Here is a 22,987-nt window from a genome sequence, read left to right on the forward strand (position 1 = left end):
CCTCCGGAAAAATACGGACCGAGATTAACCGAGCCATTGCAGGAATGCGAGGCCGTCGTGGCGGCCTCAGTTCAGCCGGCTTTGACAGCAACCCAGATCATGTGGCGCGCACCGCGTTTTTTGGTGCTGGCGCGGGTCGGCACTTCTTCTACAGAAAAGCCCGCCTGTTTCAGCCGCCTTGTGAAAGCGGCATCGGGCGCCGAAGACCAGACCGAAAAGACGCCGCCGGGAGACAGGGCCTGATAGGCGGCGGCCAGTCCGGCCGCAGAGTAAAGCGCATCGTTGCCCTGTCGCGTCAGGCCGTCTGGACCGTTGTCGACATCAAGCAGGATGGCGTCCCAGACGCCGCCGCGGATCAACGCGCCGACATCGCCCTGATGCACCGTGACGCGTGAATCGTCGAGACAGCCACCAAACACCGGCGCCATCGGCCCGCCCGCCCAGTCTATGACCTGTGGCACAAGTTCAGCGACGGTTATGCGGGCTTCCCCACCCAGAGATTTAAGCGCAGCGCGCAAAGTAAAGCCCATGCCGAGGCCGCCGATCAGCATGCGCGGACGTGGCCTGCCCTCAAGCTTCTCCGCCGCGAGATTGGCGAGCGCTTCCTCCGATCCGCTCAAGCGGCTGTTCATCAGCTCATTCGAGCCGAGCATGATCGAGAATTCATCACCGCGGTGCATCAGCCGCAGTTCCACACCGTCATCAAGTTCTACGGCATCAAGCCGGACCCAGGGTATCATCGCAATGTCCGTCGCTGTTGTTGCAGTCGCGCTACCCTATAACACGATGCTGCCGCGTCGCAGCCACCAGCGCAAAGCAAGCAGAATGCAGAAATTTAATATGATCCCGGCCAGCAGCAGCGCGAAGCTCCAGACCTCAGCAGCGCCGGTGCTGACGGGATCGACCAGAAAGAACCATGGCATCGCCAACAGCATGGCGAAGATGGCAGAGAAAGGGTCGGGCTCAAAGCCGGCCAGCCCCAGAACGCCAACAATGGCGAGCGCGAAGGATGCCGCCGCTGCCAATGCGAAACCCCAGATGATGACGGTCAGAACCCGGGCCAGACCGCCCCGGATCGCACCGCCGCTCACTTGTACTCATAGGTGTAGGAGGCGCACATGTCGGCATTGCTGTCTGGCACATCCTGAGTGTCGAAGACGGCGACGATGGTCAGGCTGTCGTCGGATGCGTCCCCCCAGGCAGCGACATAGGTGACGTCGCCCTGGCCGCAAAGCAGGTTGTCATTGTTGAGCACCGGATCTGCCGGTGTCTTGACGCTGTAGACCGAGGCACCAACTTCCTCGCCGTCGACCATGAATGTGTCTGCGACCAGTTCATCAAATTCCAGCGTCTCGCCGTTTTCAAAGACAATCTCGAAATCATCGAGTTCGATATCACCGGTGATCGCCATGGCAGTGGAGGAGATCGCCGCGAGGCTGTCGGCAAAGGCCGGCGAACCAGCACAGACAGAAGCGGCGGCAAGCACCAGGGCAATGCCAAACGGGCGGGCGAACATCATCGGAGGGCTTTCTCGAAAATGGCCGCGAAACGCGACCGTGGGGGAATGATGATAAGGCCGGACCGCAGCCTGCGCAACGGGCAAATGCAGCAGTACCGGCCGCCAGCGTCTTCCAACAAAGCTCATCCGCGCCGCTCGTATTTACCGGGAATACGAGCCCCACCGACCGCAACCATGACTACGCCCCGGTGATTTCTTGCACCGCGACTAGCCGATAAACTTAAGATATGCCGTGGCATTCCTGTCCTGAGACGGATGCACCGATGCCACAGCGTGGCGATCAGACATGTGAGAAGATGTTGGCAGCAACCCACCAGAGCACAGCGCCGCAAGCCCATGCCGAGAAGCAGTCGAACCGGCTGGTTCTTGCCTATCAGGCTGCGTGTGTTCTGGTCATGGCAATAGGCCTGTTGTGGGCCGGTTTCTTTGCCTGGAAGCAGCTATGGACGTTCGCCATCCCGGACATGATCCTGGTCCTGGTGGCTGCTGTGGGCTGGTGGTTGCTCAAGTCCGGCCGGCTGAATGCCGCATTGATTGTTACGCAACTGGCGCTGCTGATCTTCATCACCTGCTACGCTTTGACGTTTGATCCACCAACAGCAGACATTCCGAGAAACACGCATCTGTTTCTGCTGGATATCGCATTGCTCGGCTATATCAACCATCTGCGGGACTCATCGAAAATCCAGCTTGCAATTATCGCTGCCTGCCTTTGCGCTTTCATCGTACTGGCGAGCACTCCTTATGTGTTTCCCTTCGCTCAGCCCATTTCCAATGAAATTCGCGCCAACGGCGTCTGGGTCAACAGCATCCTGGCAACAGCTATATTGTGTGGTGGTATCTACGCCATTCAACGCGAATTCACCCGGCCCAAGGGCTTGGCGCTGGAATTGCGCAATGCGGTTCGCAACGACGAAATGGAACTCTATTTCCAGCCGCAGATCGACCATGCCGGGACCATCCACGGGGCCGAAGCGCTGTTGCGCTGGCAGCATCCGCAACACGGCCAGATTCCGCCGGGCGACTTCATCCCGGTGGCCGAAGACGCCGGCCTGATGCCGCTGCTGGGCGGATGGGTGCTCAACGAGGCCTGCCGCACGCTGGCGCTGTGGAGCGATGATCCGGTGCTCGGCAAACTTACCCTCGCTGTCAATGTCAGCGCCAGCCAGTTTCAGCTTGAGGATTTTGAAAGCTCCGTGCTGGAAACATTGCGTATCCACCGGGTCGATCCGACACGGCTCAAACTGGAGCTGACCGAAAGCGTTCTGGTCCAGGACCTAGGGTCAACAATCGCGAAGATGCAAAGCCTGCGCGCCACCGGCATCACCTTTGCGCTGGATGATTTTGGTACCGGCTACTCGTCGCTGAGCTATCTGCGCCGACTGCCGCTGGATCAGCTCAAGATCGACCGCAGCTTCGTGCAGGAATCGCTCGAAAGCCAGCGTGGTGCAGCACTGGTCAAGAGCATCGTCCAGCTTGGCATCGATCTCGGTTTCGTGGTTCTGGCCGAGGGCATCGAGACCCCGGACCAGCACACCTTCCTGCTGGCGTGCGGTTGCCATGAATTTCAGGGATACTTTTTCGGCCGCCCGGTGCCGGAAGCTGCCTTCGCCGCTCATGTATGGCAGGCCGCTGCACCTGCTCCGGCGCAGGGCGCGCGGAACCAAGCGCCGGCGGCGCGGACAAAGCGGGCAGCGCGGGGTTAGGGCATCCTTCGATTAGCAGGACGATGCTCCAACCCGGGGCGACAGATGCCGCCCCGGGCTGGTCTCACCAGCCGGACCGTTTGCGGGTTCCGTCCGCAAGCACCCTGCCGCTGCGCAGGCAATTGGGACAACCCAGGCATTTTGCGGTGAGAATGCGGTCGCAACCGGTTACCGGCGCACGACTGTTGACAACAGGTTTCAACACAGCTGCGCCTCCAACTCGTCCCACTGTCCAAAGGACCAGGGCGCGCCCATCACATTGGCCATGAACCCCCGAAACACGTCACCGGGCATTCCGGCCTTCATGCCGGTCACCATGTCGATCCGCTCCGGACGGCTGGCTGCGCCGAGCATGGCACGCGAGAACAGCACCATCTTTTCAGGCGCAATGCCGGCAACGATGCGCTCGCGGATGCCGGTTATCTCGGCGGCTGAAAAACAGGCCTCGATCTTTGGCATGATCACGGTTTCCTCCTCATGCATATGCTGGAAGTCATCGGCAACGAACAGGGCAAAACGCTGGTAGAGCCGGCGTAGCCACAGCGGACGATCATGCTCGGCCGCAACCAGTTCACTGGCCAGCAGGCGCAGTTCATCGAAGGCCTCGACATGATGGTCGTGGTCTTCACCGGCATGATCGGCAGCCCCCGGCAGGCGCTGGTCGACTACAGTGTGGACCTCGTTGTTCTCATGGGTGAGATGGCTCATGCCCATGTCGATGTGATCGCAGAGCTGTCTCACCGTGGAGGCGAGCGCGTTCTCATTGAAGGGATCGAGCTGGCCCAGCGCAATCAGCATGCGGGCGTTTGCAAGCCGCAGTCCCTTGTGGACAGCGTAATACAGGTCTTCCTTGTCTTCGTGCGAGGACAAGATTTCGGCGTGGGCATTCATAGGTCAATCTCCATTTTGGCGCCGGTCTGGCCGGCTGTTTGAATGGAGCGCGACATAGCGAGAATTTTTCACTTGAAATACCAATCTACTTTGGATTGAGTATCCTGAATTCCGAGACAATCCATGGACCAGATCCGGGCGATGAAAGTGTTTCTGCGGGTGGCCGAACGCGGCAGCCTGACGGCTGCCAGTCTCGACCTCGGCCTGTCGCGCGGCGGCGCCAGCGCCATTATCACCGAACTTGAAAAATATCTCGGCGTGCAGCTGATCGAGCGCACCACCCGCAGCCTTCGGCTGACCGAGGACGGCCAGTTCTATCTCGACAGGGCCCGCAGCATCACCGAGGCCGTGACCAATCTGGAGAACGAGGTCGGCAGGGCCGAGCGCCAGCCGCGAGGACGGCTCAGGGTGCAGATACCGGCAGGACTGGCCGCGCTGGCGCTGGCGCCGGCGGTGTCCGATTTTCTCGCCGACTATCCGCTGGTGGATCTGGAGATCCTGTCACGCGACGGCGTGCCGGATTTTGTCGGCGACCAGATCGACGCCGCAGTGCTGATCGGCGCCCTGCCGGCCATCGACATCGTGGCGCGGCCTCTGGGCCGCATCCCGTTGAGGACGGTTGCGGCCCCGCGCTATCTCGAGGCCCAGGGCACACCGGACTCAGCCGCGGATCTGGCGCAGCATTGCTGCATCCCGATCATCTCCTCAATCAGCGGCCGCACCGTGCCGTGGCGGTTCCGGATCGACGACGAGGAAACCTCGGTGCCGGTGCACGGACGGGTGGCGTTCGAGACTGCCGCGGCGGCAGTGATCGCAGCCAAGTGCGGCGTCGGCATCATCCAGCTGGCGAGCTATCTGGTCTTCAAGGAGGTTCGCGCCGGAAACCTGGTCCCGGTGCTCGATCAAATCCGCCCTGGCAGCAGTGAAATGTTTCTCGCCCATCCCAGACACCGGCTGAAGCCGAAAAAGCTGAAAGTGTTCGAGCAGTTCCTGATCGAGCTGAATCCGAGGACACGGGCGAAATGGGGCGTGCGGCAGGTTGAGTAATGGACAACGTGGAACCGCATGGCGCAGACGCGCAAGGATTCCAGTTTGCCGGAGCTGGTCAATTCGCTGTGCGGTCTTGATCCTTGGCATAAATTGCATAGCTGTGAGGTCCCTACACAAAGGACACTTCAGACAATGCCTGCATCTCCCAAAATCGATAGCCTGTTTCGCCCCTTCCAGTTCAAATCTCTGAATTTGAAGAACCGCATTGTCATGGCGCCGATGACCAGGAGTTTCTCGCCGGGCGGAGTTCCGGGCGCCGATGTCGCCAAGTATTACCGCCGCCGCGCCGAAGCCGATGTCGGACTGATCCTGTCCGAAGGAACAGTGATCGACAGGCCGGCATCGCGCAATGAAGCCGGCATTCCATTTTTCCACGGCAAGGACGCGCTGGCCGGTTGGAAAACCGTGATCGACGGAGTTCACGCCGCAGGCGGCAAGATGGGACCCCAGATCTGGCACACCGGCGCCACCCGCGGCATGAGCGGCTGGACAGCCGATGCGCCGGTCGAGAGCCCCTCGGGTCTTAACGGCCCCGGCGACCCGAACGGTGTGGCCATGAGTGAGGAAGACATCGCCGACACCATTTCGGCTTTCGCCAGCGCCGCAGCCGACGCCAAACGGCTCGGCTTCGACGTCGTCGAACTGCACGGCGCCCATGGCTATCTGATCGACCAGTTCTTCTGGAAGGGCAGCAACGAGCGCGCCGACCGCTATGGCGGCGCAACGCTGAAGGAACGCGCCCGGTTTGCCGCCGAAGTTGTAGCCGCGACGCGCGAAGCAATGGGTCCCGATCTTCCGCTGATCCTTCGCCTGAGCCAGTGGAAGCAGCAGGACTACAAGGCCAAGCTCGCCACCACGCCGGATGAGATGGCCGACTGGCTGCTGCCGCTGAAGGAAGCCGGTGTCGATATCTTCCACTGCTCGCAGCGGCGGTTCTGGGAACCTGAATTCCCCGAGATCGACGGTGCCGAGGGCCTCAATTTCGCGGGCTGGGCCAAGAAGCTGACGGGTGCTGCCACGATCTCGGTCGGATCGGTCGGGCTTTCGGGCGAGTTCCTGGCAGCCTTTGGAGGCCAGACATCCTCCCCGGTGGGTCTCGACGGCCTGATCAAGCGCATGGAAGCCGAAGAATTTGACCTGATCGCCGTTGGTCGCGCCATCCTTGGCGATCCGCAATGGGTGACCAAGATCAAGACTGGCGATACCGAAGACCTGAAATCGTTCGACCCATCCTCGATGGCCGAACTGGTCTGATAACACCGCCGCCGGAACCTGGTTCCGGCGGCGGTTTCTGCTGATGGGCAGATGAAATACTGAGTGGCGTGGCGGCGGTGAACAGGCCCTTTCATGGTCTGATTTCCGTGGTTCCGGACCTTTTCTTTCCACAAATGGAGCATTTTCAAGCGTTCATCGGACGGCTTGCGAACCATCTTAAGCGGCTATTTACCATAAGGGCATATGGACTGGAGCCCTGATAAGAAGCCTCCACCAACGGCGCGGCTGCGCCGAGGTGCCAAAGATGGAGATCAACATGAAGTCTCTCATGAACGCAATTCTGGCAATGGGCCTTGTAAGCCTGATTGTCCCCGCCCAGGCTGCAGACCTTGCGCCGCCATTTGTCGAGTATCAGGCCATTCAGGCCACATCAGGTTGGTATTTGCGCGGCGATATCGCCTATTCCAAGACCCAGGATTCAAAAGGTGAATGGGATTTCTGGAACCAGTTTGTCGGGGTTCAGGGGATCGACGACACCTATCGTTACGACTCGCTCAAATTGCGTGACACCGTTTCTGTCGGCGTCGGTATCGGCTATCAGGTCAACGAACATGTCAGGACTGACGCCACGCTGGACTTCTTCCACGCAAAGGTCGCCGGCAAGACCGAATGCCCGCTGATGATCAAATCCGACGCCGCGCACGCGCTGCCGTTTCCAGCTGACTGCCACTACGACGACAGTTCAACTGCCAATGTCATGACGGCAATGGCCAATGCCTATGTCGACTTGAAGACCGAGGGTCGCTTCCGTCCCTATCTCGGCGCAGGCGTCGGCGGCGCCTATGTCAAATACGGCACCAAGTCGCGGCAGGAAGTCTGCGCGCTCTGTCCCGCAGGCTATACCCGCTACACCTCCGATTACGAAGGTGTCGGCAGCGTCCGCGCGGCCGCGGCCCTGATGGTCGGCACAACCTATGACCTGACCGACCGGTTGAAACTGGATGCAGGCTATCGCTTCATGCACATCTTTGGTGGCGACGCCTACAAGTATGACGCCCCGGACCGGGCCGCTGGCGCAACCGGTGCCCAGGTCCGTGACAATGGCTTCAACATTCACCAGATCCGTGCGGGACTGCGTTACGCGCTCAATTGAGCTGTTTTTGAAGCAGAACCTGTTTTCAGGGCGGTCATTTGCACCGCCCTGCCTCTACCGGCGCGTTGCCGGTCTCACCTTACAATCACCAGCCGCTCCGCTGCCCGGGTGATTGCCGTGTAGAGCCAGCGCTCGCGGCTTTCGCGAAAAGCGTAGCTTTCGTCGAAGAGGACCACCGACTTCCACTGTGAGCCTTGCGCCTTGTGGACGGTGAGTGCGTAGCCATAATCGAAATCGTCGTAGCGTTTCTTGGTTTGCCAGGGGACTTCGAGGTCGGGATTGTCGAAGGCGCTTTTCAAGAGTTTGATCTTGGCGGCACCCCGGTCCATGTCGTCGTCCTCGGGACGGATCATCAGGTTGATGCCGGGTTTGACGGTTTCCTTAGACGAGGTCATCACCTGCCAGAGCGAACCGTTGAGCAGCGCCTTGGATGGATCGTTTCTCAGGCAGACCAGCTTGTCGCCAGCCTGCGGAAACACCTGGTCAAAGCCCTTGAGTTCGCGCAGGCGCATGTTGTAGCGGCGGCGGGTGCGGTTGGTGCCGACCAGCACCTGATCAGCCTCGAGCACCATGTCACGGTCGACATCGTTCTTGCCGATGACCTGGGCGGTGCCATAGTCGCCATGCATGATCTCGCGGCCTTCGCGCACCTGCATCGCCAGATCTATGATCGGGTTGTCGCGGGCCTGACGGTGGATTTCGGTGAGCAGAATGTCGGGCTCGTGCTCGGTGAAATAACCGCCGCCGGAGATCGGTGGCAGTTGCCCGGGATCGCCAAGCACCAGAATCGGCGTGCCAAAGCTCATCAGATCCTTGCCGAGCGCCTCGTCGACCATCGAGCACTCATCGATGATGATGAGTGCTGCCTTGGCCACCGGGCTCTGGCGGTTGATCGAGAACATCGGCGACACGGTGGTCTTGCCGGTTTCCTCGTCAGAGACTTCTTCCTCTCCGCGCGACCGGTAGATAAGCGAATGGATGGTGCGGGCATTCTTGGCGCCGCGGGTCCGCAGCACCTGGGCTGCCTTGCCGGTGAAGGCTGCAAACAGCACATCGCCATCGACGTTTTCGGCGAAATACTTGGCCAGCGTGGTCTTGCCGGTGCCGGCATAGCCGAACAGCCGGAAGATCGGTGTGCGGCCATCCTTGAGCCAGCGCGAGACGGCCTTTAGCGCCTCATCCTGTTGCGGTGAAAACTTCATATCTTCTCATGGCAGATTCGTTTGGCGAGCGCGACCCGGCAAAAAGGGGCGATGTCGGGGCAACGGCGCAGAAGACTGTCTCAAATGATCGAATTGAGATCATGCTTGGCCAGTGTCTGCAGGAAGGCAAGCTTGGCCTGGCCGAGCACGCCCTTGAGCCCGCAGCGCGGCAGGAACGAGCATGGCTCGTCGGCAAAACAACCGGCAATGTTGAAATCCGGCTCCATGTGTTCCGCCACGGCCTTGAGATTGATGTCACGAGGTGACATGGCCAGACGCAGGCCGCCCTTGCGGCCGCGCACGGTGGAGACAAAACCGCCGGCAGTAAGATTTTGCGCCACCTTCATCAGATGGTTTTTCGAGACGCCAAACTCGCGGGCAAGATCATCCACAGATTTGGTCTCGTCAGGCGCGCGGCCCAGCGCCATCAGCACCCGGAAAGCGTAGTCGGTATGAAGCGTCAGGCGCATGGAAGCCCTCAATACTGGTATTTGAATTATTGCTTTTTGCGGCGCAATCGAATAGTGGTAATTCAAATACCAGAAAAGAGGTCGTGATGAAAACATTGATTTGGCTGTTCCTGCTGCCCGGCGATCTGGTCCGCCAAAAACTCGGCATCACCGTCGAGCAAGATGGCGGGCTGATCCGGGCGTTCATCAACATGTGTTTCTGGGGAGCGGTCACGCTGATGATCGCGTTGAGATATGTCTGACAGGCCTGCACCGACCGTGCTTACGGCGCGCGCGGCACCGCCGCGAACGCCAGCGGTGGAGATATCACCCTCCGAAATCGGCCTGCTGGTTGACCGGTTTTACGAGAATATCCGTGCGCATCCGCGCCTTGGTCCGCTGTTCGAACAACGGCTGGCGGGGAAATGGGACGCGCATCTGGAGCGGATGAACCTGTTCTGGCGCTCGGTACTGCTCTATTCCGGCGAATATTCCGGGCAGCCGGTGGTCAAGCACAATGCCTTGCCGGATCTGCAGGAAGATGATTTCCGGCTGTGGCTGGATTTGTTCGAAACCACCACGGCGACGCTGTTCGGGCCGCCCACCGCAGGGCCGATTGTGGTGATTGCCCGGCGCATCGCCCGCAGTCTGTGGCTGGCGCGCTTCGGCACGCCGTTCAACAAGGCGCCTGATTGGCTCACCTGACAAAGGCGGCGGACAGTTTGTTTTCCATATCTGCCTGACGGCCAGTCGGCAGAGCGCAACAACATACCGTCCCCGGCGTCAGGCGCGTTCGGGATCGTTCTCAAGTTTTATCGGCTGGCCGTGCGGGGTGGCGTGGGCGGCGCGTTGCCAGGCCGACGAGAGCGCGTTGATCACGTCGGGACCCGCGACACCTTTTTGCATGAGCAGCGCCTCAATCGTCGCCAGCCAATGCTGGTAGTAATCACTGCCATCCTGCGCGGCACCCGGTCGGGCAACCTGCCTTGACAGCTCTGCCGCCCATTCAGCCCATGTAAACAGCCCGCGCGCATGCAACGCGACGGCGAGCGCGAAAGCTTGCGCCTGCCAGGGCTCGGAAAACACCGGTGCGTCCGGGCCTGAACCATCAGGCAGGCGGAACGGCGTTTCGCCTGGGGCGTCAGGTGCTGAATCAGGCTGGCCCAAGATAGTTCTCCCAGGCATCGATTGACACGGTCAGTGCCGGATCTGCGCCCTGCCCCCAAAGCTCTCGTCCGTCGAAGCTGACAGTATAGACATGCTGCGGATCTTCGCCCTTGCCGTGGGCATTGGTGTCGGGAAACACAAAACCTTCGCGCACCGCCTCGATGACGCCCAGCTTGTCACGGGCATAACGCGGCAGCCGCGTGTGGCCCTCCGGGTGCTCATTGATCGTGCGTACCGTATCGCCGACCTTGAAGCGTGGCGCGCCCGCAACCTCCCGGTCACACGGTGCGCCGCGCGCCAGAACACCAGCGACATCGTCCTTGTGGAGCACCCGCTTCGGCTTGACGCCCGGCCATTTCTTGTGACCGGCCTCGAGTTCATCAGCGGAGACAAAGCCATGCCGATCAAGCAGGATTTCGAGCGCGCGGATCCAGATCTCGTAATAGCTTGCTGAATAGTAGGTGGCCGGATGCAGGCTTTCGCGGGCATGGCGGCTTTCATCGATGGTCCAGGCGCCGAATGCACCGGTGGCGATGGTGACGCCCAGCGCGCGCCGCTCCCAGTCCGCATGGAACGCCGGTTCGCCAATTTCCGGCGCAACCGGACCAAAGCCCATCTGTCCGCCAAGGTCATGCGGCCCGTTCATGCGTCAGCTCCCGCTTCACCGGATGCAGGCCACAGCGCAGCGGGATCAAGCGATCCGGGCCTGAGCGGCAGTCCGGTGCCGATCATGCAGTCCCGCGTCACCAGTTTGGCGAGTTCTTCCTCGCTCAAGCCATCTGTTTCCACCGGCCGCATCGGCACCACCATGTAGCGCAATTCTGCTGTCGAATCCCACACCCGGATGCGGGTTGTCTCGGGCAGCACAAGACCGAATTCCGCCAGCACGCCGCGCGGGTTGATCACTGCCTGGCTGCGATAGGGCGGCGCCTTGTACCAGACCGGCGGCACGCCGAGCACGGTCCACGGATAGCAGGAGCACAGCGTGCAGACGATAAGGTTGTGGGTGTCCTCGGTGTTGAAGACGGCCTGCATGTGCTCGCCCTGGCGCCCGGTATAGCCGAGCGAAGCGATGGCTGCGGTGGCGTCGCGCTCGAGCCAGCCGGCAAACTCCGGATCAGACCAGGCCTTGGCCACGACGCGCGCGCCATTGCGCGGTCCGACCTTGGTCTCGTAGGTCTCGACAATGGCATCAATCGCAGCAGAATCGATCAATCCCTTTTCAGTCAGGATCGTCTCCAGCGCCTTGACCCGGGCCGCAAAGGGATCGAGATCATTGTCGTGATGGTGGTCGTGATGATCATGGGACATGGCGGCAGGTTAATCCTTCACAATTGTTATCGCAACATCGGCCACAGGCTCGCCACCAGCAGTACCGCCATGGTGATGTTGAACCATTTCAGCCGCACCGGATCGGACAGCCAGGTCCGCAGCACCGAGCCGAAGCCTGCCCAGGTAAAGACCGCCGGGAAATTTGTCAGCACGAATGCCAGACCGACCAGAAACACCGTGAGCGAATAGCGGTCGGGATTGGTGTAGATCGTCATCGCGGTGACAGCCATCACCCAGGCCTTGGGGTTGACCCACTGGAACGCGGCGGCCTGAAGCAATGTCAGCGGCTGTTCGCCGACCTTGCCGTCCGGCATGGCCCGCGACATGCCGATCTTCCAGGCAATATAGACGAGATAGGCAGCACCGGCGATTTTCAGCACCGTATAGAGAACCGGTACTGTTGCCAGCAGAGCGCCGAGACCGAAGCCGACTCCCAACAGCAGCGAAAAGAACCCGGCGCCGATCCCGACCATATGCGGGAACGTCCGGCGGAAACCGAAATTCACCCCCGAGGCAAACAGCATCATGGTGTTCGGACCCGGCGTCACCGAAGTGACGAAGGCGAAGACGACCAGAGACAGAAATGTTTCCAGAGCCATGTGCGTTCCCGTCGGCTCCATGCCGGCCTATGTTTGTTTAACGAGCCTGCCGGGCGATGCCAACACATTGTCGTCATGCCCGCATTCCAGAATGTGATACAACCCCACACTACAGGAGACCCGCATGAGCCATCCGCTTCCCTCAGCCACCTTCCCCGATGGGCAATCCGTGCCGGCACTGGGGCTGGGCACATGGCACATGGGCGAGGACCAAGCCAGCGCAAAAGCCGAGATCCGTGCGCTGCAAGCGGGGATCGATTGCGGCATGACGCTGATCGACACGGCGGAAATGTATGCGGGTGGCGGTGCGGAAGAAATCACCGGCGAGGCGATCAAGGGTCGCCGCGACGGGTTGTTCATCGTCTCCAAGGTGATGCCGTCCAATGCCAGCCACAAAGGCACCCTCGCCGCCTGCGAGGCCAGCCTCAGGCGGCTCGGCACAGAGCGGATCGATCTCTATCTGCTGCATTGGCCAGGTCGTCACCCGTTGCGCGACACCGTCGTAGCCTTTGAGGAATTGCGCAGCTCGGGCAAGATTGCCCGATGGGGCGTATCCAACTTCGACACGTTGGCGATGCGGCAGCTCTCGGCGCTGCCCAAGGGCAAGGACTGCGCTGCCAATCAGGTGCTCTATAACTTGTCGACACGCGGCATCGAGTTCGACCTGCTGCCATGGATGACTGACAACGCCATGCCGCTGATGGCCTATTCACCCCTCGATGAGGGCCGGTTGTTGCGAAATCCCGATCTGGGCAAGATGGCGGGCCAGATGGGTGTCAGCCCGGCACAGCTGGCGCTGGCCTTCCTGCTTGCCCGCGACAATGTCATTGCCATTCCGAAATCATCCAGTCCGGAGCGGGTAGCGGAAAACCGCGCCAGCGCCGATATCGAGCTCACCGACGATCAGATCGCCGAACTCGACCGGCTGTTTCCCGCGCCGCGCTCCCGTGAACCGCTGCAGATGATCTGAGATCACATCCCCTGCGGGCCGCGGTTCATGGCGGCGATGCCGGTTAAAGCTGCTGATTTTTCCACTTGGAACAAGCCGTCATCCCGACGATTTTGAATGCTCTTTTCAATCCTTAAGTAGCGCTTCAATTATCCTTTTTGCATCGTCGCTAAACCGGCGAATTACTTGATCAGGGTCAGCTATGAAATCCGTCATTTTGACACGCGAATTCGCAAGAATATCTCCGCGACCTTCCTGCTCAACTACCCAGCCTTCAACGTCTGCTGCGGCCCCAAGAGAAACCATACTATCATTGTCCAAAAACCTATAAACGTGCAAACAAATCTCTTCGTCGACTAACATCAATATTAAACAATCACTCCTCCCTTCATTTTTCTTATTTTTGTCTCGATAATAATCTATCTCAATACATTTATGCTCCCAAACATCTGATGGGCTTGAATTGGAATAATCAAAAAAACCGTCCCCAAGCCGACTTGCGTTGTTTACTCCAAACGTAGCTTCCCATACGCGATAGAACATCTCTACAAAATCTGTCCTGACCTGAGCAGCAAAAAGCAGAGCTTGATTGTATTCCCGCGCCTCTGACCAATCACATTCAATCATGTCATCACCATCCAATTTCCCAACCAGATCATCGACAGCGCTTCGGACTCTTTTGTTATTAATATACTCTTTCATCGAGAGCGGTACTTCAAACTCAAGCATTCGATACCTCTTGGATTTTACAAATTTATTCTGCGCCAAAGCCAATTCAAGAAAATTTTCAAACTGGGATCATCCTCGGCAGGCCGTGTCCGCTCGAACCGTAGCCATAGGTCACGCCAAGAGACAAACCGCCAATTTGTCCATTGACGCCCTTTTAACCCATGCATGGCGCTATCATCGAGACCGAGAACCACCAATTTGGTCGAAGCATTGTCAATATCCCGGTCTTTTTGAACGATTTTCGTATAATTCGCCAACTGTCCACGTGTAATTATGTGACCAAATTTGGCCTCAATTACTAGGGCCGAATACATTTTTTCTTTTCCGGTCTTTTGATATTTGAGCATCAGATCGATGCGGTTCACCTCTGCTTCCACAACCGCGCTCTTCGCTTCTTGAAGTGTCGGCACGTCCGAAGACTTCAATGCTTTGTAAAAGGCAATCAGTCTTTCCGCCCGGACATCATCTGGTCCTCTATTGAGAAGGTGAGCGATGGTTCTTGTTGCTTGCGGTTCAGTTAGTTCAAAACCCCAATCCAAGCATGGTGCATCAAAAGAGTGATGAGCCTTGGTTAATCCATAAATTGCATTCAAGCCTTTACAATCAACCGGTGTTTGCTTCTGGGCCAGCGCTGAGAGTTGCGCCATCTTATCAAGCAGGAAATTAGTACGCCTCTGGTCGTACCTTCTCAGCACAGCCCCATCAAATGCACCACGATTTGCCCGCGCTTGCATGGCCAAATACCGATAGGGGGTCGACGTTAATTCGGAGTTTTCTGCTCTTATAATTAAATACTTGCCCGCCAAAAACTACAAACACAAAAATATGCGCCGCGCCCCAAAGCATATTTACCCGGACACCTCAAAAGTGTCAGCAAGACATCCATAGGCCTCTTTCCATCCTCAGCCACCCGAAGCAACGATACCTGTCATCATCGCCTCAGATAGTGACAGAAAATTTGAATCACATCCCCTGCGGGCCGCGGTTCATGGCGGCGATGCCGGTGCGGCAAATTTCGACCAGACCGAGCGGTTTCATGATCGAGATGAACTGTTCGATCTTGGACACCCGGCCGGTGATTTCGAAAATGAAATGCTCCGTATTGGCGTCGATCACCTGGGCGCGGAAGGCCTCGGCGAGGCGCAACGCCTCGACCCGGTTCTCGCCGGTGCCGGTCACCTTGACCAGCGCAAGTTCCCGCTCCAGCGGCTTGTCATGACCAAGCTCGACAGACCGCACCGTCAAGTCAACCACGCGGTGGACCGGAATGATGCGTGATAGATGCGCCTTGACCTGTTCAAGCACATTCGGGGTTGCGGTGGTGACGATGGTGATGCGCGAGAGATGCGCCTCATGCTCTGTTTCCGAGACCGTCAGACTTTCGATGTTGTAGCCACGGCCGGAAAACAGGCCGATGACGCGGGCAAGAACGCCCGGCTCGTTGTCGACCAGAACCGATAGGGTGTGGGTTTCCGGAAGAGCGGTTTCGGCGGTCATGAAATAGGCCGAACCGGTGGGTTGATACTGAGCGTTCATGTGATCAGTTCCTCTAACAGGCGCGGCTCAAACGAGCGCGCGGCCTTTGGCATCAATGGCGTTGGCGACAGCTTCGTCGGTGGCTTCGTCAGGCAGCAGCATATCGTTATGCGCCTTGCCTGACGGGATCATCGGGAAGCAGTTTGCGAGTGCCGCCACCCGGCAATCGAAGATCACCGGTCCTGGCGTGTCGATCATCTTGGTGATCGCATCGTCGAGATCGGCAGGCTTGTCGCAACGGATGCCGACGCCACCATAGGCTTCGGCCAGCTTGACGAAGTCAGGCATCGATTCCGTGTAGGAATGCGACAGCCGGTTGCCATGCAGCAATTGCTGCCACTGCCGGACCATGCCCATGTACTGGTTGTTGAGGATGAAAATCTTCACCGGCAGGCCGTATTGCACAGCACAGGACATTTCCTGGATGCACATCTGGATCGAGGCATCGCCGGCAATGTCGATGACCAGACTGTCGCGGTGCGCGACCTGCACGCCGATTGCCGCGGGGAAGCCATAGCCCATGGTGCCCAGACCGCCCGACGTCATCCAGCGGTTGGGTTCCTCGAAGCCGTAAAACTGTGCCGCCCACATCTGGTGCTGGCCAACCTCGGTGGTGATGTAGGTGTCGCGCTCCTTGGTCAGCTCATAGAGCCGCTGGATCGCGTATTGCGGCATGATCACATCCCTGTTGTCCGGATAGGCCAGCGAATTGCGCGCCCGCCACTTGTCGATCTGGGTCCACCAGTCGGCGAGCTGGCTGCGGTCGGTCTTTTTCGACGCACGCCACAACCGGACCATGTCCTCAAGCACATGGCCGATGTCACCGATAATGCCGATATCGGTGCGGACATTCTTGTTGATCGAAGACGGATCGATGTCGATGTGGATTTTCTTCGAATTCGGCGAGAAGGCGTCGAGACGGCCAGTGATGCGGTCATCGAAGCGTGCACCGATGCAGATCATGACGTCGCAATCATGCATCGCCATGTTGGCTTCATAGGTGCCGTGCATGCCCAGCATGCCCATCCAGTTCGTGCCCGATGCCGGATAAGCGCCCAGCCCCATCAAGGTTGAGGTGATCGGCGCGGCGGTCAGTTCAACCAGTTCGCGCAGCAACTGACAGGCTTCCCGGCCGGAATTGATCACACCGCCGCCCGAATAGATGATCGGGCGCTTGGCAGTGGCCATCAGGTCGACCGCGGCGCGGATTGTGTCGAGATCGCCCGAGAGTTTCGGCTGGTAGCTCTTCTGCTCGATCACCGGTGACGGCGGCGTATAGATGCCGGTTGCAAACTGAACATCCTTGGGGATGTCGACAACGACAGGTCCGGGGCGTCCGGTGGTGGCGACACGGAAGGCTTCATGAATGACGCGGGAAAGCTGATTGACGTCCTTGACCAGCCAGTTGTGCTTGGTGCACGGCCGGGTGATACCGACGGTGTCGCACTCCTGGAAGGCGTCGGAGCCGATCAGCGATGTGGGGACCTGGCCGGTGAGGCAGACGATCGGGATTGAATCCATCAAAGCGTCCTGAAGTGCGGTGACCACATTGGTCGCACCCGGTCCCGAAGTCACAAGCACGACGCCGGGCTTGCCGGTCGAGCGGGCATAGCCTTCTGCCATGTGACCGGCGCCCTGCTCGTGGCGAACCAGAATGTGCTCGATATCGTCCTGCTGATGCAGTTCGTCGTAAATCGGCAGGACCGCGCCGCCGGGATAGCCGAACATGTGCTTGACGCCATTGTCTCTGAGCGCCTGCAGAACCATTTCCGCGCCCGTCATTTCCATTTGCTTGCCGGCCATATCGCCTGACCCCTTATTTCAGTCTGTTTGTCGGGCTCAATAGCCCGGATTAAGCCATAAAAAAAGGCCCCCGGAGGAGCCTGTGTTTCGCGCATGGGAGCTTTCGCCGGGTGGCTACGCCACCCTGCCCATGCGCGGTCCTACCACGAGAATGTTCGCGAAGTTGTTCATAACAACTCTCGTATCGCCTCGCAAAGGCCGGGTCAACGGCTTTTTTCGATGATTGATGCCAAACAGACGTCAAAAACAGGCGCGAGCAACATCCCATTAACTCTGGAGTGCGATGCTGCTGCTGTGGAAAATATGCAGAACATGGATGCCGGGATGACTTCATCGAGCCCAGACGCCGAGAACGACGCCGATCGTCGCGGTTCTTTCGCGCCCGGAAACAGGTTGATGGGGCGCGTCATCGGCTGCTCCGGCTCCAAAGCGATGATCAGCGCGCTTGCCGGAAAAGACGGCAACGGGCTGGCCGAATTGTGGTCCGTCGGACGGCTGATTTCGATCAGTGTCGGTGACAACCGGGTTGTTGCACTTGTCTGCTCCATGGCGACAGATACAACGGCATGGTCGGAAACCACAGACAACGTCATGCATATCGAAGTCGAACTGGTCGGAGAGATCCGTCTTGGCGTGACAGGAAAAGCCGAGTTCAGCGCAGGCATAACGCAATACCCCTACCTCGGCGCGATCGTTCACCGCATGCGCTCCGCCGACCTCGCAGTGATTTATGATCCGGGCGTCAGCGATACAGCGGTCATTGGCCGGTTGACCCAGGACACATCGCTGGGTGCGCTTGTTCACGTGCCGTCCCTGTTGTCACGGCATTTCGCCGTGGTCGGAACCACTGGCGTGGGCAAGACCACCGCAGTCACGCTGCTGCTGCACAAGGCACTGCAGTCAGATCCGGCCTTGCGGGTGCTGATTCTTGATCCGCACAACGAATTCGCCGCAGCCTTTCCAACCCAATCGGTCGTCATCGATACCGATACGCTTGACCTGCCGTTCTGGCTGTTCCGGCTTGAGGAATTCACCGAGGTCCTGTTTCGCGGTCGCCCGTCGATCCCCGACGAGATCGACGTTCTGCGCGATATGATCCCGGAAGCCAAGCGGATGTTCAAGGGCAGCACCGACAGCGTTCTGATGCGCCGTGCACCGGAAAAATCCTCGCTGACCGCAGACACGCCTGTGCCCTACAGGATTGCGGATCTGCTGGCGCTGATCGACGAGCGTATCGGAAAGCTCGAGGGGCGCGCCGAAAAACCACATCTGCGCGCGCTCAAGGTGCGCATCCAGGCGGCAGTCAATGATCCGCGCTATGAGTTCATGTTCTCATCCAACACGATCCATGACACGATCCTGACCACGATCAGCCACATCTTCCGCATTCCAGGCGACGGAAAGCCCGTCACCACATTCCAGTTGGCAGGCATTCCTTCCGAAGTGGTGAATTCGGTTGCCTCCATCCTGTGCCGCATGGCTTTCGAGATCGCGCTGTGGAGCGCAGGAGGGGTGAGAATCCTTGTGGTCTGCGAAGAAGCCCACCGCTATGTTCCTGCCGACCCGGAGCTTGGCTTTTTTCCGACCCGGCAAGCCATCTCGCGCATTGCCAAGGAGGGCCGTAAATACGGCGTCAGCCTTGGCGTGATCACCCAGCGTCCCGGCGAACTTGACCCGACGATTCTGTCTCAATGCTCGACGGTCTTCGCCATGCGGCTGTCCAACGACAAGGATCAGGAAATCATTCGCTCGGCTATTCCGGATTCGTCCGCTTCGACCATGAGTTTCCTGTCTTCGATCGGCAATGGCGAGGCCATTGCCTTCGGCGAAGCCGTGGCCGTGCCGATGCGCATGGTGTTCGAACGCGTCCCCGAGGACATTTTGCCACGCGCGAATTCCGGATTGCAGCCGGTTCATCGTGGGGATCCGAACACTGTCGACCTGGGCAAAATTGTCATGCGCATGCGCCATATTGACGAAGGCACAAAGCCTGATGCGCAGGCGCCCAAAACCTTCGCACCGCAGTCGCCGTCCATCGAGCCGCCGGATTACAGCAGCCCCGCCCCGCCGATGCGCCGGGTCAGCGACGTTCCTGTTCAATCGCATTCGCCAGATCGTGATTACGGCACCTACGAAGCGCCGGCTGTCGAAACGACTACCCAGCGGCAGGAACTCACAGCACTTCGCTCTAGCCTGCTGAAAAAGCCACTGTCCTCGCTCCTGAAGTCCTGAGGACTACAGCGCCGCGCATCCAATTGGATGGAACATGGATTATCTCCGCCCGAACGATTTCTTGTTCGTCGGTTGGCGCAGCATGGGTCTCGTTAATGCACGTTGTGGCAACGGTACATATGAACCCTGATTTGATCACAGCCTTTCAAGCCTCGAAGTCAGGCGCACCAGCGTATCGGTCAATCTGATTGATGATTTCTCAGGCCGCGCAAACGCGGTTTCGGCCCTTGCGTTTGGCTTCGTAGAGCTGCTTGTCGGCGCGGCGATAAAGGTCTTCACCGGTTTCGGCTCCATCCCAGATCGCCAATCCGGCGCTGACGGTCACTTTCAGCGTGACGTTGCCGTTCTTGATCTTGAGCTCCGAGATGGCCTGGCGAATCCGGTCCGACAGATTGTAGAGCTGGCGTTCGGTGATGTTGGGCGACAGGATCGCAAACTCCTCGCCACCAAGCCGGGCAAGCACATCATGGTATCGTGTGAACACCTGCAGGCACTCCGCAACCTGGCGCAGGACTTCATCGCCAACATCGTGGCCATGGGTGTCGTTGACTATCTTGAAGTGATCAAGATCGAGGATGACCATGCCGATCGGCTTTCCGATCTGGCCAAACGCATTGAGATATTCGCTCAACGCATCATCAAAATAGCGGCGATTGTACATGCCGGTCAGTCCATCGGTGACGGCAGCATGTTCCAAAGACAACGACCGCACGGACAGGGATTCCGTCATTTCCTGGAGTTTGCCGCGTTCGCGCAAACCGCGCGACATGATCGGGTAAATCAGGCACAAACCACAAACCACCGACAGCATTGCCAGCACCAGGCCCATGAAGGCAAACTTTGCAGAGGTATCCATTCCGCCGACCACAAGGCCGCCCGTCGCGGCGGAAAATGCCGCCCACGAAAACACGCCGCCGAGACCAACAAGCCCCATCAGCAAAAAGAAAAACAGCTCGGCCTTGTGAAAGCGCATGAATCCTAACCGAATGAAATGACGGCGTAGGAAGAACTTACCCCCCACAAGTTATATTTGGCTTAACGCGATAGCCCTCCAGCGGTTGCATGGCAACCGATTATCCCACTTTCGGGTGTACTCTTTCCCATTGCTCGTCGAGTTGGTTTCGAAACCAGGTCATCTGGCGTTTGGCGTATTGCCGGGTGGCTGTGCTTGCCAGTTCTACAGCTTGATCGAGGGATTGGCGTCCGGCAAGATAATCGGCGAGTTGGCTCACGCCGATCGCCTTCATGCCGGGATGTTGAGGCGGGACATTCAGCGACATCAGTTTTCTGACCTCATCAAGAGCCCCCTGCTCCACCATTTTCTCGAAGCGCTGGTTGATCCGTGCGTGCAACTGGGCGCGGTCTGGCTCGATGACGACGCAATGCGCGGTTCGGGGATCGACGATCTGCACGCCGCCACGGCCCTGAAACCGCGTGATGGATTGCCCGGTCGCAACCACGACTTCCAGCGCACGCAAGATCCGCTGGCGGTCGGCGGGCCGGAGCCTTGCGCCCATGTCGGGGTCCAGCCGGAAAAGCTCCGCATGCAATGCCTCAACGCCTTCGCTCTCCAGCCGGGCGCGCAATTCGTTGCGTATCGGGTCAGGAATCACCGGCATGTCAGAAAGCCCGCCTGTCAGCGCACGGAAATACAGACCGGTGCCGCCCACAACCACTGGAAGGGCGCCACGGGCGCGTATCCCGGCAATGGTCTGCGTGGCCTGATCCAGCCACAATCCGGTGGAATAGGCGGTTTCTGGCGAAACATGGCCGTAGAGATGGTGCGGCGCCAACGCGAGATCCTGCTGATCGGGGCGCGCGGTCAAGCGGTCGAGCACGGAATAGACCTGCATGGAATCGGCGTTGACGATCTCGCCGCCGAGATCGCGCGCCATCTCAAGCGCCAGCGCGGACTTGCCGCTGGCGGTTGGCCCGGCTATCAGGATTGCCGAGATATCTTGTCGCCGGAGTATTTGTTTCATGGCCCTCGTTGCCACGCTTGTCGCCAATCCGTCAAATCCTGTTGTGTCGCCAAAGCTGGGCGAAGCGGCTTTCGACGCTGTGAACGGAGTTGGCCTCTACTGGCTCGCCGATGGCGTGGCCTGTGATATCGCGCTCAGGGATGGAACCGATGTCGCAGAAACGCTTGCCCTCCTCAGGGCCGTCATCGGCGACCTGCCGGTGGATGTTGCGGTTCAGATTGCCGAAACCCGGCGCAAGAAAATCCTCATCGCAGACATGGATTCCACCATGATCGGCCAGGAGTGCATTGACGAGCTCGCAGCCGAAGTCGGATTGAAGGACAAGGTTTCCGCGATCACCGCGCGGGCGATGAACGGCGAGATCGCCTTCGAGCCGGCGCTGAGGGAGCGGGTCGGCCTGCTCAAAGGCCTGCCAGTCGGTGTCATTGCCAAGGTGATTGATAGCCGCATCACACTGACGCCGGGGGGCCGCGAACTGGTCGCAACCATGCGCGCCAATGGCCACTACACAGCCCTGGTGTCGGGTGGCTTCACCTCGTTTACGTCTGAAGTTGCCGCCAAGCTGGGGTTTGATGAAAACCGCGCCAACATTCTCGAAAGCGACAATGGCGTGCTCAGTGGCACCGTGCGCGAGCCGATCCTCGGCAAGCAGGCGAAAGTCGATGCGCTGGAGGACATTGCGGCCCGTCTGGGGCTCGATCCGACTGACGCGATTGCTGTGGGCGACGGCGCCAATGATCTCGGCATGCTTTCCTGCGCCGGCACGGGCGTTGCGCTGCACGCCAAGCCGTCGGTCGCGGCCCAGGCCGATATACGCATCGACCATGGCGATCTGACGGCGCTCTTGTATCTGCAAGGCTACCGCCGAAGCGATTTCGTGACGTCATGAAAATCGGCAGCCTGCTGATCACCGATCGCCAGCGAATTCGGCACTGGGAAGATACCGAAGCAGATCGCAGCTTCTTTCACCGGATGAATTCCGAAGACGAAATTCTGAAATATTTCCCATTCCGCCGCAGTCGCGCAGAGGCGGACGAGGTGTTGGACAGGTTGCGTGCCCAAGCCTCCTCCAACGGGTTTGGCTGGGCACTCGCGGAAGATCGCGTCAGCGGCAAGCCAATCGGTTTTACCGGACTTGCGAAGATCCGCGACGAGGACGAGGAGGCAATTTGCCCCGGCGTTGAGATCGGCTGGCGCTATGTCCCGGAAGCCTGGGGCAAGGGATTGGCCAGCGAAGCCGCCCGCGCACTGCTTGCGCACGGGTTTGACGAGATCGGGCTTGATCACATCTCAGCCTTCGCCGTCGCAGACAACCAGCCATCTATTGCGGTGATGCGGCGTATCGGGATGACCGCACGGCCTGATCTGGATTTTGACCATCCCGGCGTCCCCGATGAGATGCCGCATCTCAAACGCCATGTCATCTACCAGATGCACGCAACCGATCCCCGGCCCTGAAACCAAGTCAGCCAC

The 22,987-nt window shown here is 59.3% G+C and carries 26 protein-coding genes; 10 read left to right on the forward strand and 16 right to left on the reverse strand.

Annotated features, from left to right (window positions below; genetic code table 11):
* Positions 1-71 precede the first annotated feature (71 nt).
* Genes IMCC20628_RS12730 through IMCC20628_RS12740 form a run of 3 tightly spaced genes read right to left on the reverse strand, consistent with a single transcriptional unit; the run spans position 72 to position 1,519 of the window.
* Entirely contained in the window at positions 72-740 is a 669-nt protein-coding gene (locus IMCC20628_RS12730; RefSeq protein ID WP_047030527.1) for a hypothetical protein, read from the reverse strand.
* Positions 741-776: 36 nt separating this feature from the next.
* Complete coding sequence (locus IMCC20628_RS12735; RefSeq protein WP_047030528.1) at positions 777-1,091, reverse strand: hypothetical protein; 315 nt, start codon at positions 1,089-1,091, stop codon at positions 777-779.
* Positions 1,088-1,519: a hypothetical protein gene (locus IMCC20628_RS12740; RefSeq protein WP_245307771.1), complete on the reverse strand. Its 432-nt coding sequence runs from the start codon at positions 1,517-1,519 to the stop codon at positions 1,088-1,090. Before IMCC20628_RS12740 ends, IMCC20628_RS12735 begins: the two co-directional genes overlap by 4 nt.
* Before the next feature lie 263 nt (positions 1,520-1,782).
* Between IMCC20628_RS12740 and IMCC20628_RS12745 the strand changes: the two genes are divergently transcribed.
* Entirely contained in the window at positions 1,783-3,225 is a 1,443-nt protein-coding gene (locus IMCC20628_RS12745) for an EAL domain-containing protein (RefSeq protein ID WP_052766416.1), read from the forward strand.
* Positions 3,226-3,423: 198 nt separating this feature from the next.
* On the opposite strand, the gene IMCC20628_RS12750 is transcribed toward IMCC20628_RS12745, so the two are convergent.
* Complete coding sequence (locus IMCC20628_RS12750) at positions 3,424-4,116, reverse strand: hypothetical protein (RefSeq protein ID WP_047030529.1); 693 nt, start codon at positions 4,114-4,116, stop codon at positions 3,424-3,426.
* A gap of 123 nt (positions 4,117-4,239) precedes the next feature.
* On the opposite strand from IMCC20628_RS12750, the gene IMCC20628_RS12755 reads away from it, so the two are divergent.
* From IMCC20628_RS12755 to IMCC20628_RS12765, 3 genes are all read left to right on the forward strand, one after another.
* Positions 4,240-5,163, forward strand: coding sequence for a LysR family transcriptional regulator (locus IMCC20628_RS12755; protein ID WP_052766417.1), 924 nt, complete (start codon positions 4,240-4,242; stop codon positions 5,161-5,163).
* Between the two features lie 135 nt (positions 5,164-5,298).
* Entirely contained in the window at positions 5,299-6,420 is a 1,122-nt protein-coding gene (locus IMCC20628_RS12760; RefSeq protein WP_047030530.1) for an NADH:flavin oxidoreductase, read from the forward strand.
* A gap of 277 nt (positions 6,421-6,697) precedes the next feature.
* Positions 6,698-7,534, forward strand: a complete 837-nt coding sequence (locus IMCC20628_RS12765; RefSeq protein WP_047030531.1) for an outer membrane beta-barrel protein — start codon at positions 6,698-6,700, stop codon at positions 7,532-7,534.
* 74 nt (positions 7,535-7,608) lie between these two features.
* On the opposite strand, the gene IMCC20628_RS12770 is transcribed toward IMCC20628_RS12765, so the two are convergent.
* Together IMCC20628_RS12770 and IMCC20628_RS12775 are read right to left on the reverse strand one after the other, a co-directional pair.
* A complete protein-coding gene (locus IMCC20628_RS12770; protein WP_047030532.1) occupies positions 7,609-8,736 on the reverse strand; it encodes an ATP-dependent RecD-like DNA helicase in 1,128 nt (375 codons plus the stop codon).
* 80 nt (positions 8,737-8,816) lie between these two features.
* Positions 8,817-9,206 carry an Rrf2 family transcriptional regulator gene (locus IMCC20628_RS12775; protein WP_047030533.1) on the reverse strand — a complete coding sequence of 130 codons (390 nt, stop codon included), beginning with the start codon at positions 9,204-9,206 and terminating at the stop codon, positions 8,817-8,819.
* An 86-nt stretch (positions 9,207-9,292) separates the two neighbouring features.
* Here IMCC20628_RS12775 and IMCC20628_RS25430 point away from each other — a divergent pair, with 86 nt between their 5' ends.
* Positions 9,293-9,448, forward strand: a complete 156-nt coding sequence (locus tag IMCC20628_RS25430; RefSeq protein ID WP_197078294.1) for a hypothetical protein — start codon at positions 9,293-9,295, stop codon at positions 9,446-9,448.
* Positions 9,441-9,890, forward strand: coding sequence for a group III truncated hemoglobin (locus tag IMCC20628_RS12780; protein ID WP_047030534.1), 450 nt, complete (start codon positions 9,441-9,443; stop codon positions 9,888-9,890). Before IMCC20628_RS25430 ends, IMCC20628_RS12780 begins: the two co-directional genes overlap by 8 nt.
* Positions 9,891-9,968: 78 nt before the next feature.
* Here the strand turns inward: IMCC20628_RS12780 and IMCC20628_RS12785 are convergent, their stop codons facing one another.
* The 4 genes from IMCC20628_RS12785 to IMCC20628_RS12800 are packed head-to-tail and all read right to left on the reverse strand — an operon-like array spanning position 9,969 to position 12,283.
* A complete protein-coding gene (locus tag IMCC20628_RS12785) occupies positions 9,969-10,352 on the reverse strand; it encodes a nitrile hydratase accessory protein (RefSeq protein ID WP_245307772.1) in 384 nt (127 codons plus the stop codon).
* Positions 10,339-10,998, reverse strand: coding sequence for a nitrile hydratase subunit beta (nthB, locus tag IMCC20628_RS12790; protein WP_047030535.1), 660 nt, complete (start codon positions 10,996-10,998; stop codon positions 10,339-10,341). Before nthB ends, IMCC20628_RS12785 begins: the two co-directional genes overlap by 14 nt.
* Positions 10,995-11,663: a nitrile hydratase subunit alpha gene (gene nthA / locus IMCC20628_RS12795; protein ID WP_047030536.1), complete on the reverse strand. Its 669-nt coding sequence runs from the start codon at positions 11,661-11,663 to the stop codon at positions 10,995-10,997. Before nthA ends, nthB begins: the two co-directional genes overlap by 4 nt.
* A 26-nt stretch (positions 11,664-11,689) precedes the next feature.
* The gene (locus IMCC20628_RS12800) at positions 11,690-12,283 is read right to left on the reverse strand and encodes a LysE family translocator (RefSeq protein ID WP_047030537.1); all 594 of its coding nucleotides are present in this window, start codon (positions 12,281-12,283) and stop codon (positions 11,690-11,692) included.
* A gap of 124 nt (positions 12,284-12,407) precedes the next feature.
* Here IMCC20628_RS12800 and IMCC20628_RS12805 point away from each other — a divergent pair, with 124 nt between their 5' ends.
* A complete protein-coding gene (locus IMCC20628_RS12805) occupies positions 12,408-13,253 on the forward strand; it encodes an aldo/keto reductase (protein ID WP_047030538.1) in 846 nt (281 codons plus the stop codon).
* Positions 13,254-13,358: 105 nt separating this feature from the next.
* On the opposite strand, the gene IMCC20628_RS12810 is transcribed toward IMCC20628_RS12805, so the two are convergent.
* The 4 genes from IMCC20628_RS12810 to IMCC20628_RS12825 form a co-directional block, all read right to left on the reverse strand.
* Entirely contained in the window at positions 13,359-13,961 is a 603-nt protein-coding gene (locus IMCC20628_RS12810; RefSeq protein ID WP_047030539.1) for a hypothetical protein, read from the reverse strand.
* 17 nt (positions 13,962-13,978) lie between these two features.
* A complete protein-coding gene (locus tag IMCC20628_RS24270) occupies positions 13,979-14,695 on the reverse strand; it encodes a PD-(D/E)XK nuclease family protein (RefSeq protein ID WP_082128127.1) in 717 nt (238 codons plus the stop codon).
* A gap of 229 nt (positions 14,696-14,924) precedes the next feature.
* Entirely contained in the window at positions 14,925-15,497 is a 573-nt protein-coding gene (ilvN, locus tag IMCC20628_RS12820; RefSeq protein WP_047030540.1) for an acetolactate synthase small subunit, read from the reverse strand.
* A 27-nt stretch (positions 15,498-15,524) separates the two neighbouring features.
* Positions 15,525-17,300, reverse strand: coding sequence for an acetolactate synthase 3 large subunit (locus IMCC20628_RS12825; protein ID WP_156174506.1), 1,776 nt, complete (start codon positions 17,298-17,300; stop codon positions 15,525-15,527).
* 324 nt (positions 17,301-17,624) lie between these two features.
* Between IMCC20628_RS12825 and IMCC20628_RS12830 the strand changes: the two genes are divergently transcribed.
* The gene (locus tag IMCC20628_RS12830) at positions 17,625-19,532 is read left to right on the forward strand and encodes an ATP-binding protein (protein ID WP_156174507.1); all 1,908 of its coding nucleotides are present in this window, start codon (positions 17,625-17,627) and stop codon (positions 19,530-19,532) included.
* A 199-nt stretch (positions 19,533-19,731) separates the two neighbouring features.
* Here IMCC20628_RS12830 and IMCC20628_RS12835 read toward each other — a convergent pair whose 3' ends face one another.
* On the reverse strand, positions 19,732-20,505 hold the full coding sequence (locus tag IMCC20628_RS12835; RefSeq protein ID WP_047030542.1) for a GGDEF domain-containing protein: 774 nt from the start codon (positions 20,503-20,505) through the stop codon (positions 19,732-19,734).
* Between the two features lie 100 nt (positions 20,506-20,605).
* Positions 20,606-21,514, reverse strand: coding sequence for a tRNA (adenosine(37)-N6)-dimethylallyltransferase MiaA (gene miaA / locus IMCC20628_RS12840; protein WP_047030543.1), 909 nt, complete (start codon positions 21,512-21,514; stop codon positions 20,606-20,608).
* Here miaA and serB point away from each other — a divergent pair.
* Both serB and IMCC20628_RS12850 read left to right on the forward strand, forming a co-directional pair.
* Positions 21,513-22,403, forward strand: a complete 891-nt coding sequence (gene serB, locus IMCC20628_RS12845; protein ID WP_047030544.1) for a phosphoserine phosphatase SerB — start codon at positions 21,513-21,515, stop codon at positions 22,401-22,403. The genes miaA and serB overlap by 2 nt on opposite strands.
* Positions 22,400-22,972, forward strand: a complete 573-nt coding sequence (locus IMCC20628_RS12850; protein WP_047030545.1) for a GNAT family N-acetyltransferase — start codon at positions 22,400-22,402, stop codon at positions 22,970-22,972. Before serB ends, IMCC20628_RS12850 begins: the two co-directional genes overlap by 4 nt.
* Positions 22,973-22,987: the final 15 nt, after the last annotated feature.

The sequence above is a fragment of the Hoeflea sp. IMCC20628 genome, assembly GCF_001011155.1.
In the GTDB taxonomy this organism is placed as follows: domain Bacteria; phylum Pseudomonadota; class Alphaproteobacteria; order Rhizobiales; family Rhizobiaceae; genus Hoeflea.

Excerpts from the sequence above, each read along its gene's own strand:
- IMCC20628_RS12810 (WP_047030539.1), bottom strand. The coding sequence starts at position 13,961 with ATGCTTGAGTTTGAAGTACCGCTCTCGATGAAAGAGTATATTAATAAC.
- IMCC20628_RS12730 (WP_047030527.1), bottom strand. The coding sequence starts at position 740 with ATGATACCCTGGGTCCGGCTTGATGCCGTAGAACTTGATGACGGTGTG.
- miaA (WP_047030543.1), bottom strand. The coding sequence starts at position 21,514 with ATGAAACAAATACTCCGGCGACAAGATATCTCGGCAATCCTGATAGCC.
- ilvN (WP_047030540.1), bottom strand. The coding sequence starts at position 15,497 with ATGAACGCTCAGTATCAACCCACCGGTTCGGCCTATTTCATGACCGCC.
- IMCC20628_RS12805 (WP_047030538.1), top strand. The coding sequence starts at position 12,408 with ATGAGCCATCCGCTTCCCTCAGCCACCTTCCCCGATGGGCAATCCGTG.
- IMCC20628_RS12755 (WP_052766417.1), top strand. The coding sequence starts at position 4,240 with ATGGACCAGATCCGGGCGATGAAAGTGTTTCTGCGGGTGGCCGAACGC.
- IMCC20628_RS12765 (WP_047030531.1), top strand. The coding sequence starts at position 6,698 with ATGAAGTCTCTCATGAACGCAATTCTGGCAATGGGCCTTGTAAGCCTG.
- IMCC20628_RS12745 (WP_052766416.1), top strand. The coding sequence starts at position 1,783 with ATGCCACAGCGTGGCGATCAGACATGTGAGAAGATGTTGGCAGCAACC.
- IMCC20628_RS12830 (WP_156174507.1), top strand. The coding sequence starts at position 17,625 with ATGACTTCATCGAGCCCAGACGCCGAGAACGACGCCGATCGTCGCGGT.
- IMCC20628_RS12835 (WP_047030542.1), bottom strand. The coding sequence starts at position 20,505 with ATGCGCTTTCACAAGGCCGAGCTGTTTTTCTTTTTGCTGATGGGGCTT.
- IMCC20628_RS12800 (WP_047030537.1), bottom strand. The coding sequence starts at position 12,283 with ATGGCTCTGGAAACATTTCTGTCTCTGGTCGTCTTCGCCTTCGTCACT.
- IMCC20628_RS12750 (WP_047030529.1), bottom strand. The coding sequence starts at position 4,116 with ATGAATGCCCACGCCGAAATCTTGTCCTCGCACGAAGACAAGGAAGAC.
- IMCC20628_RS12825 (WP_156174506.1), bottom strand. The coding sequence starts at position 17,300 with ATGGCCGGCAAGCAAATGGAAATGACGGGCGCGGAAATGGTTCTGCAG.
- nthB (WP_047030535.1), bottom strand. The coding sequence starts at position 10,998 with ATGAACGGGCCGCATGACCTTGGCGGACAGATGGGCTTTGGTCCGGTT.
- IMCC20628_RS12780 (WP_047030534.1), top strand. The coding sequence starts at position 9,441 with ATGTCTGACAGGCCTGCACCGACCGTGCTTACGGCGCGCGCGGCACCG.
- IMCC20628_RS24270 (WP_082128127.1), bottom strand. The coding sequence starts at position 14,695 with ATGCAAGCGCGGGCAAATCGTGGTGCATTTGATGGGGCTGTGCTGAGA.
- IMCC20628_RS12760 (WP_047030530.1), top strand. The coding sequence starts at position 5,299 with ATGCCTGCATCTCCCAAAATCGATAGCCTGTTTCGCCCCTTCCAGTTC.
- serB (WP_047030544.1), top strand. The coding sequence starts at position 21,513 with ATGGCCCTCGTTGCCACGCTTGTCGCCAATCCGTCAAATCCTGTTGTG.
- IMCC20628_RS12740 (WP_245307771.1), bottom strand. The coding sequence starts at position 1,519 with ATGATGTTCGCCCGCCCGTTTGGCATTGCCCTGGTGCTTGCCGCCGCT.
- IMCC20628_RS12850 (WP_047030545.1), top strand. The coding sequence starts at position 22,400 with ATGAAAATCGGCAGCCTGCTGATCACCGATCGCCAGCGAATTCGGCAC.
- IMCC20628_RS12770 (WP_047030532.1), bottom strand. The coding sequence starts at position 8,736 with ATGAAGTTTTCACCGCAACAGGATGAGGCGCTAAAGGCCGTCTCGCGC.
- nthA (WP_047030536.1), bottom strand. The coding sequence starts at position 11,663 with ATGTCCCATGATCATCACGACCACCATCACGACAATGATCTCGATCCC.
- IMCC20628_RS25430 (WP_197078294.1), top strand. The coding sequence starts at position 9,293 with ATGAAAACATTGATTTGGCTGTTCCTGCTGCCCGGCGATCTGGTCCGC.
- IMCC20628_RS12775 (WP_047030533.1), bottom strand. The coding sequence starts at position 9,206 with ATGCGCCTGACGCTTCATACCGACTACGCTTTCCGGGTGCTGATGGCG.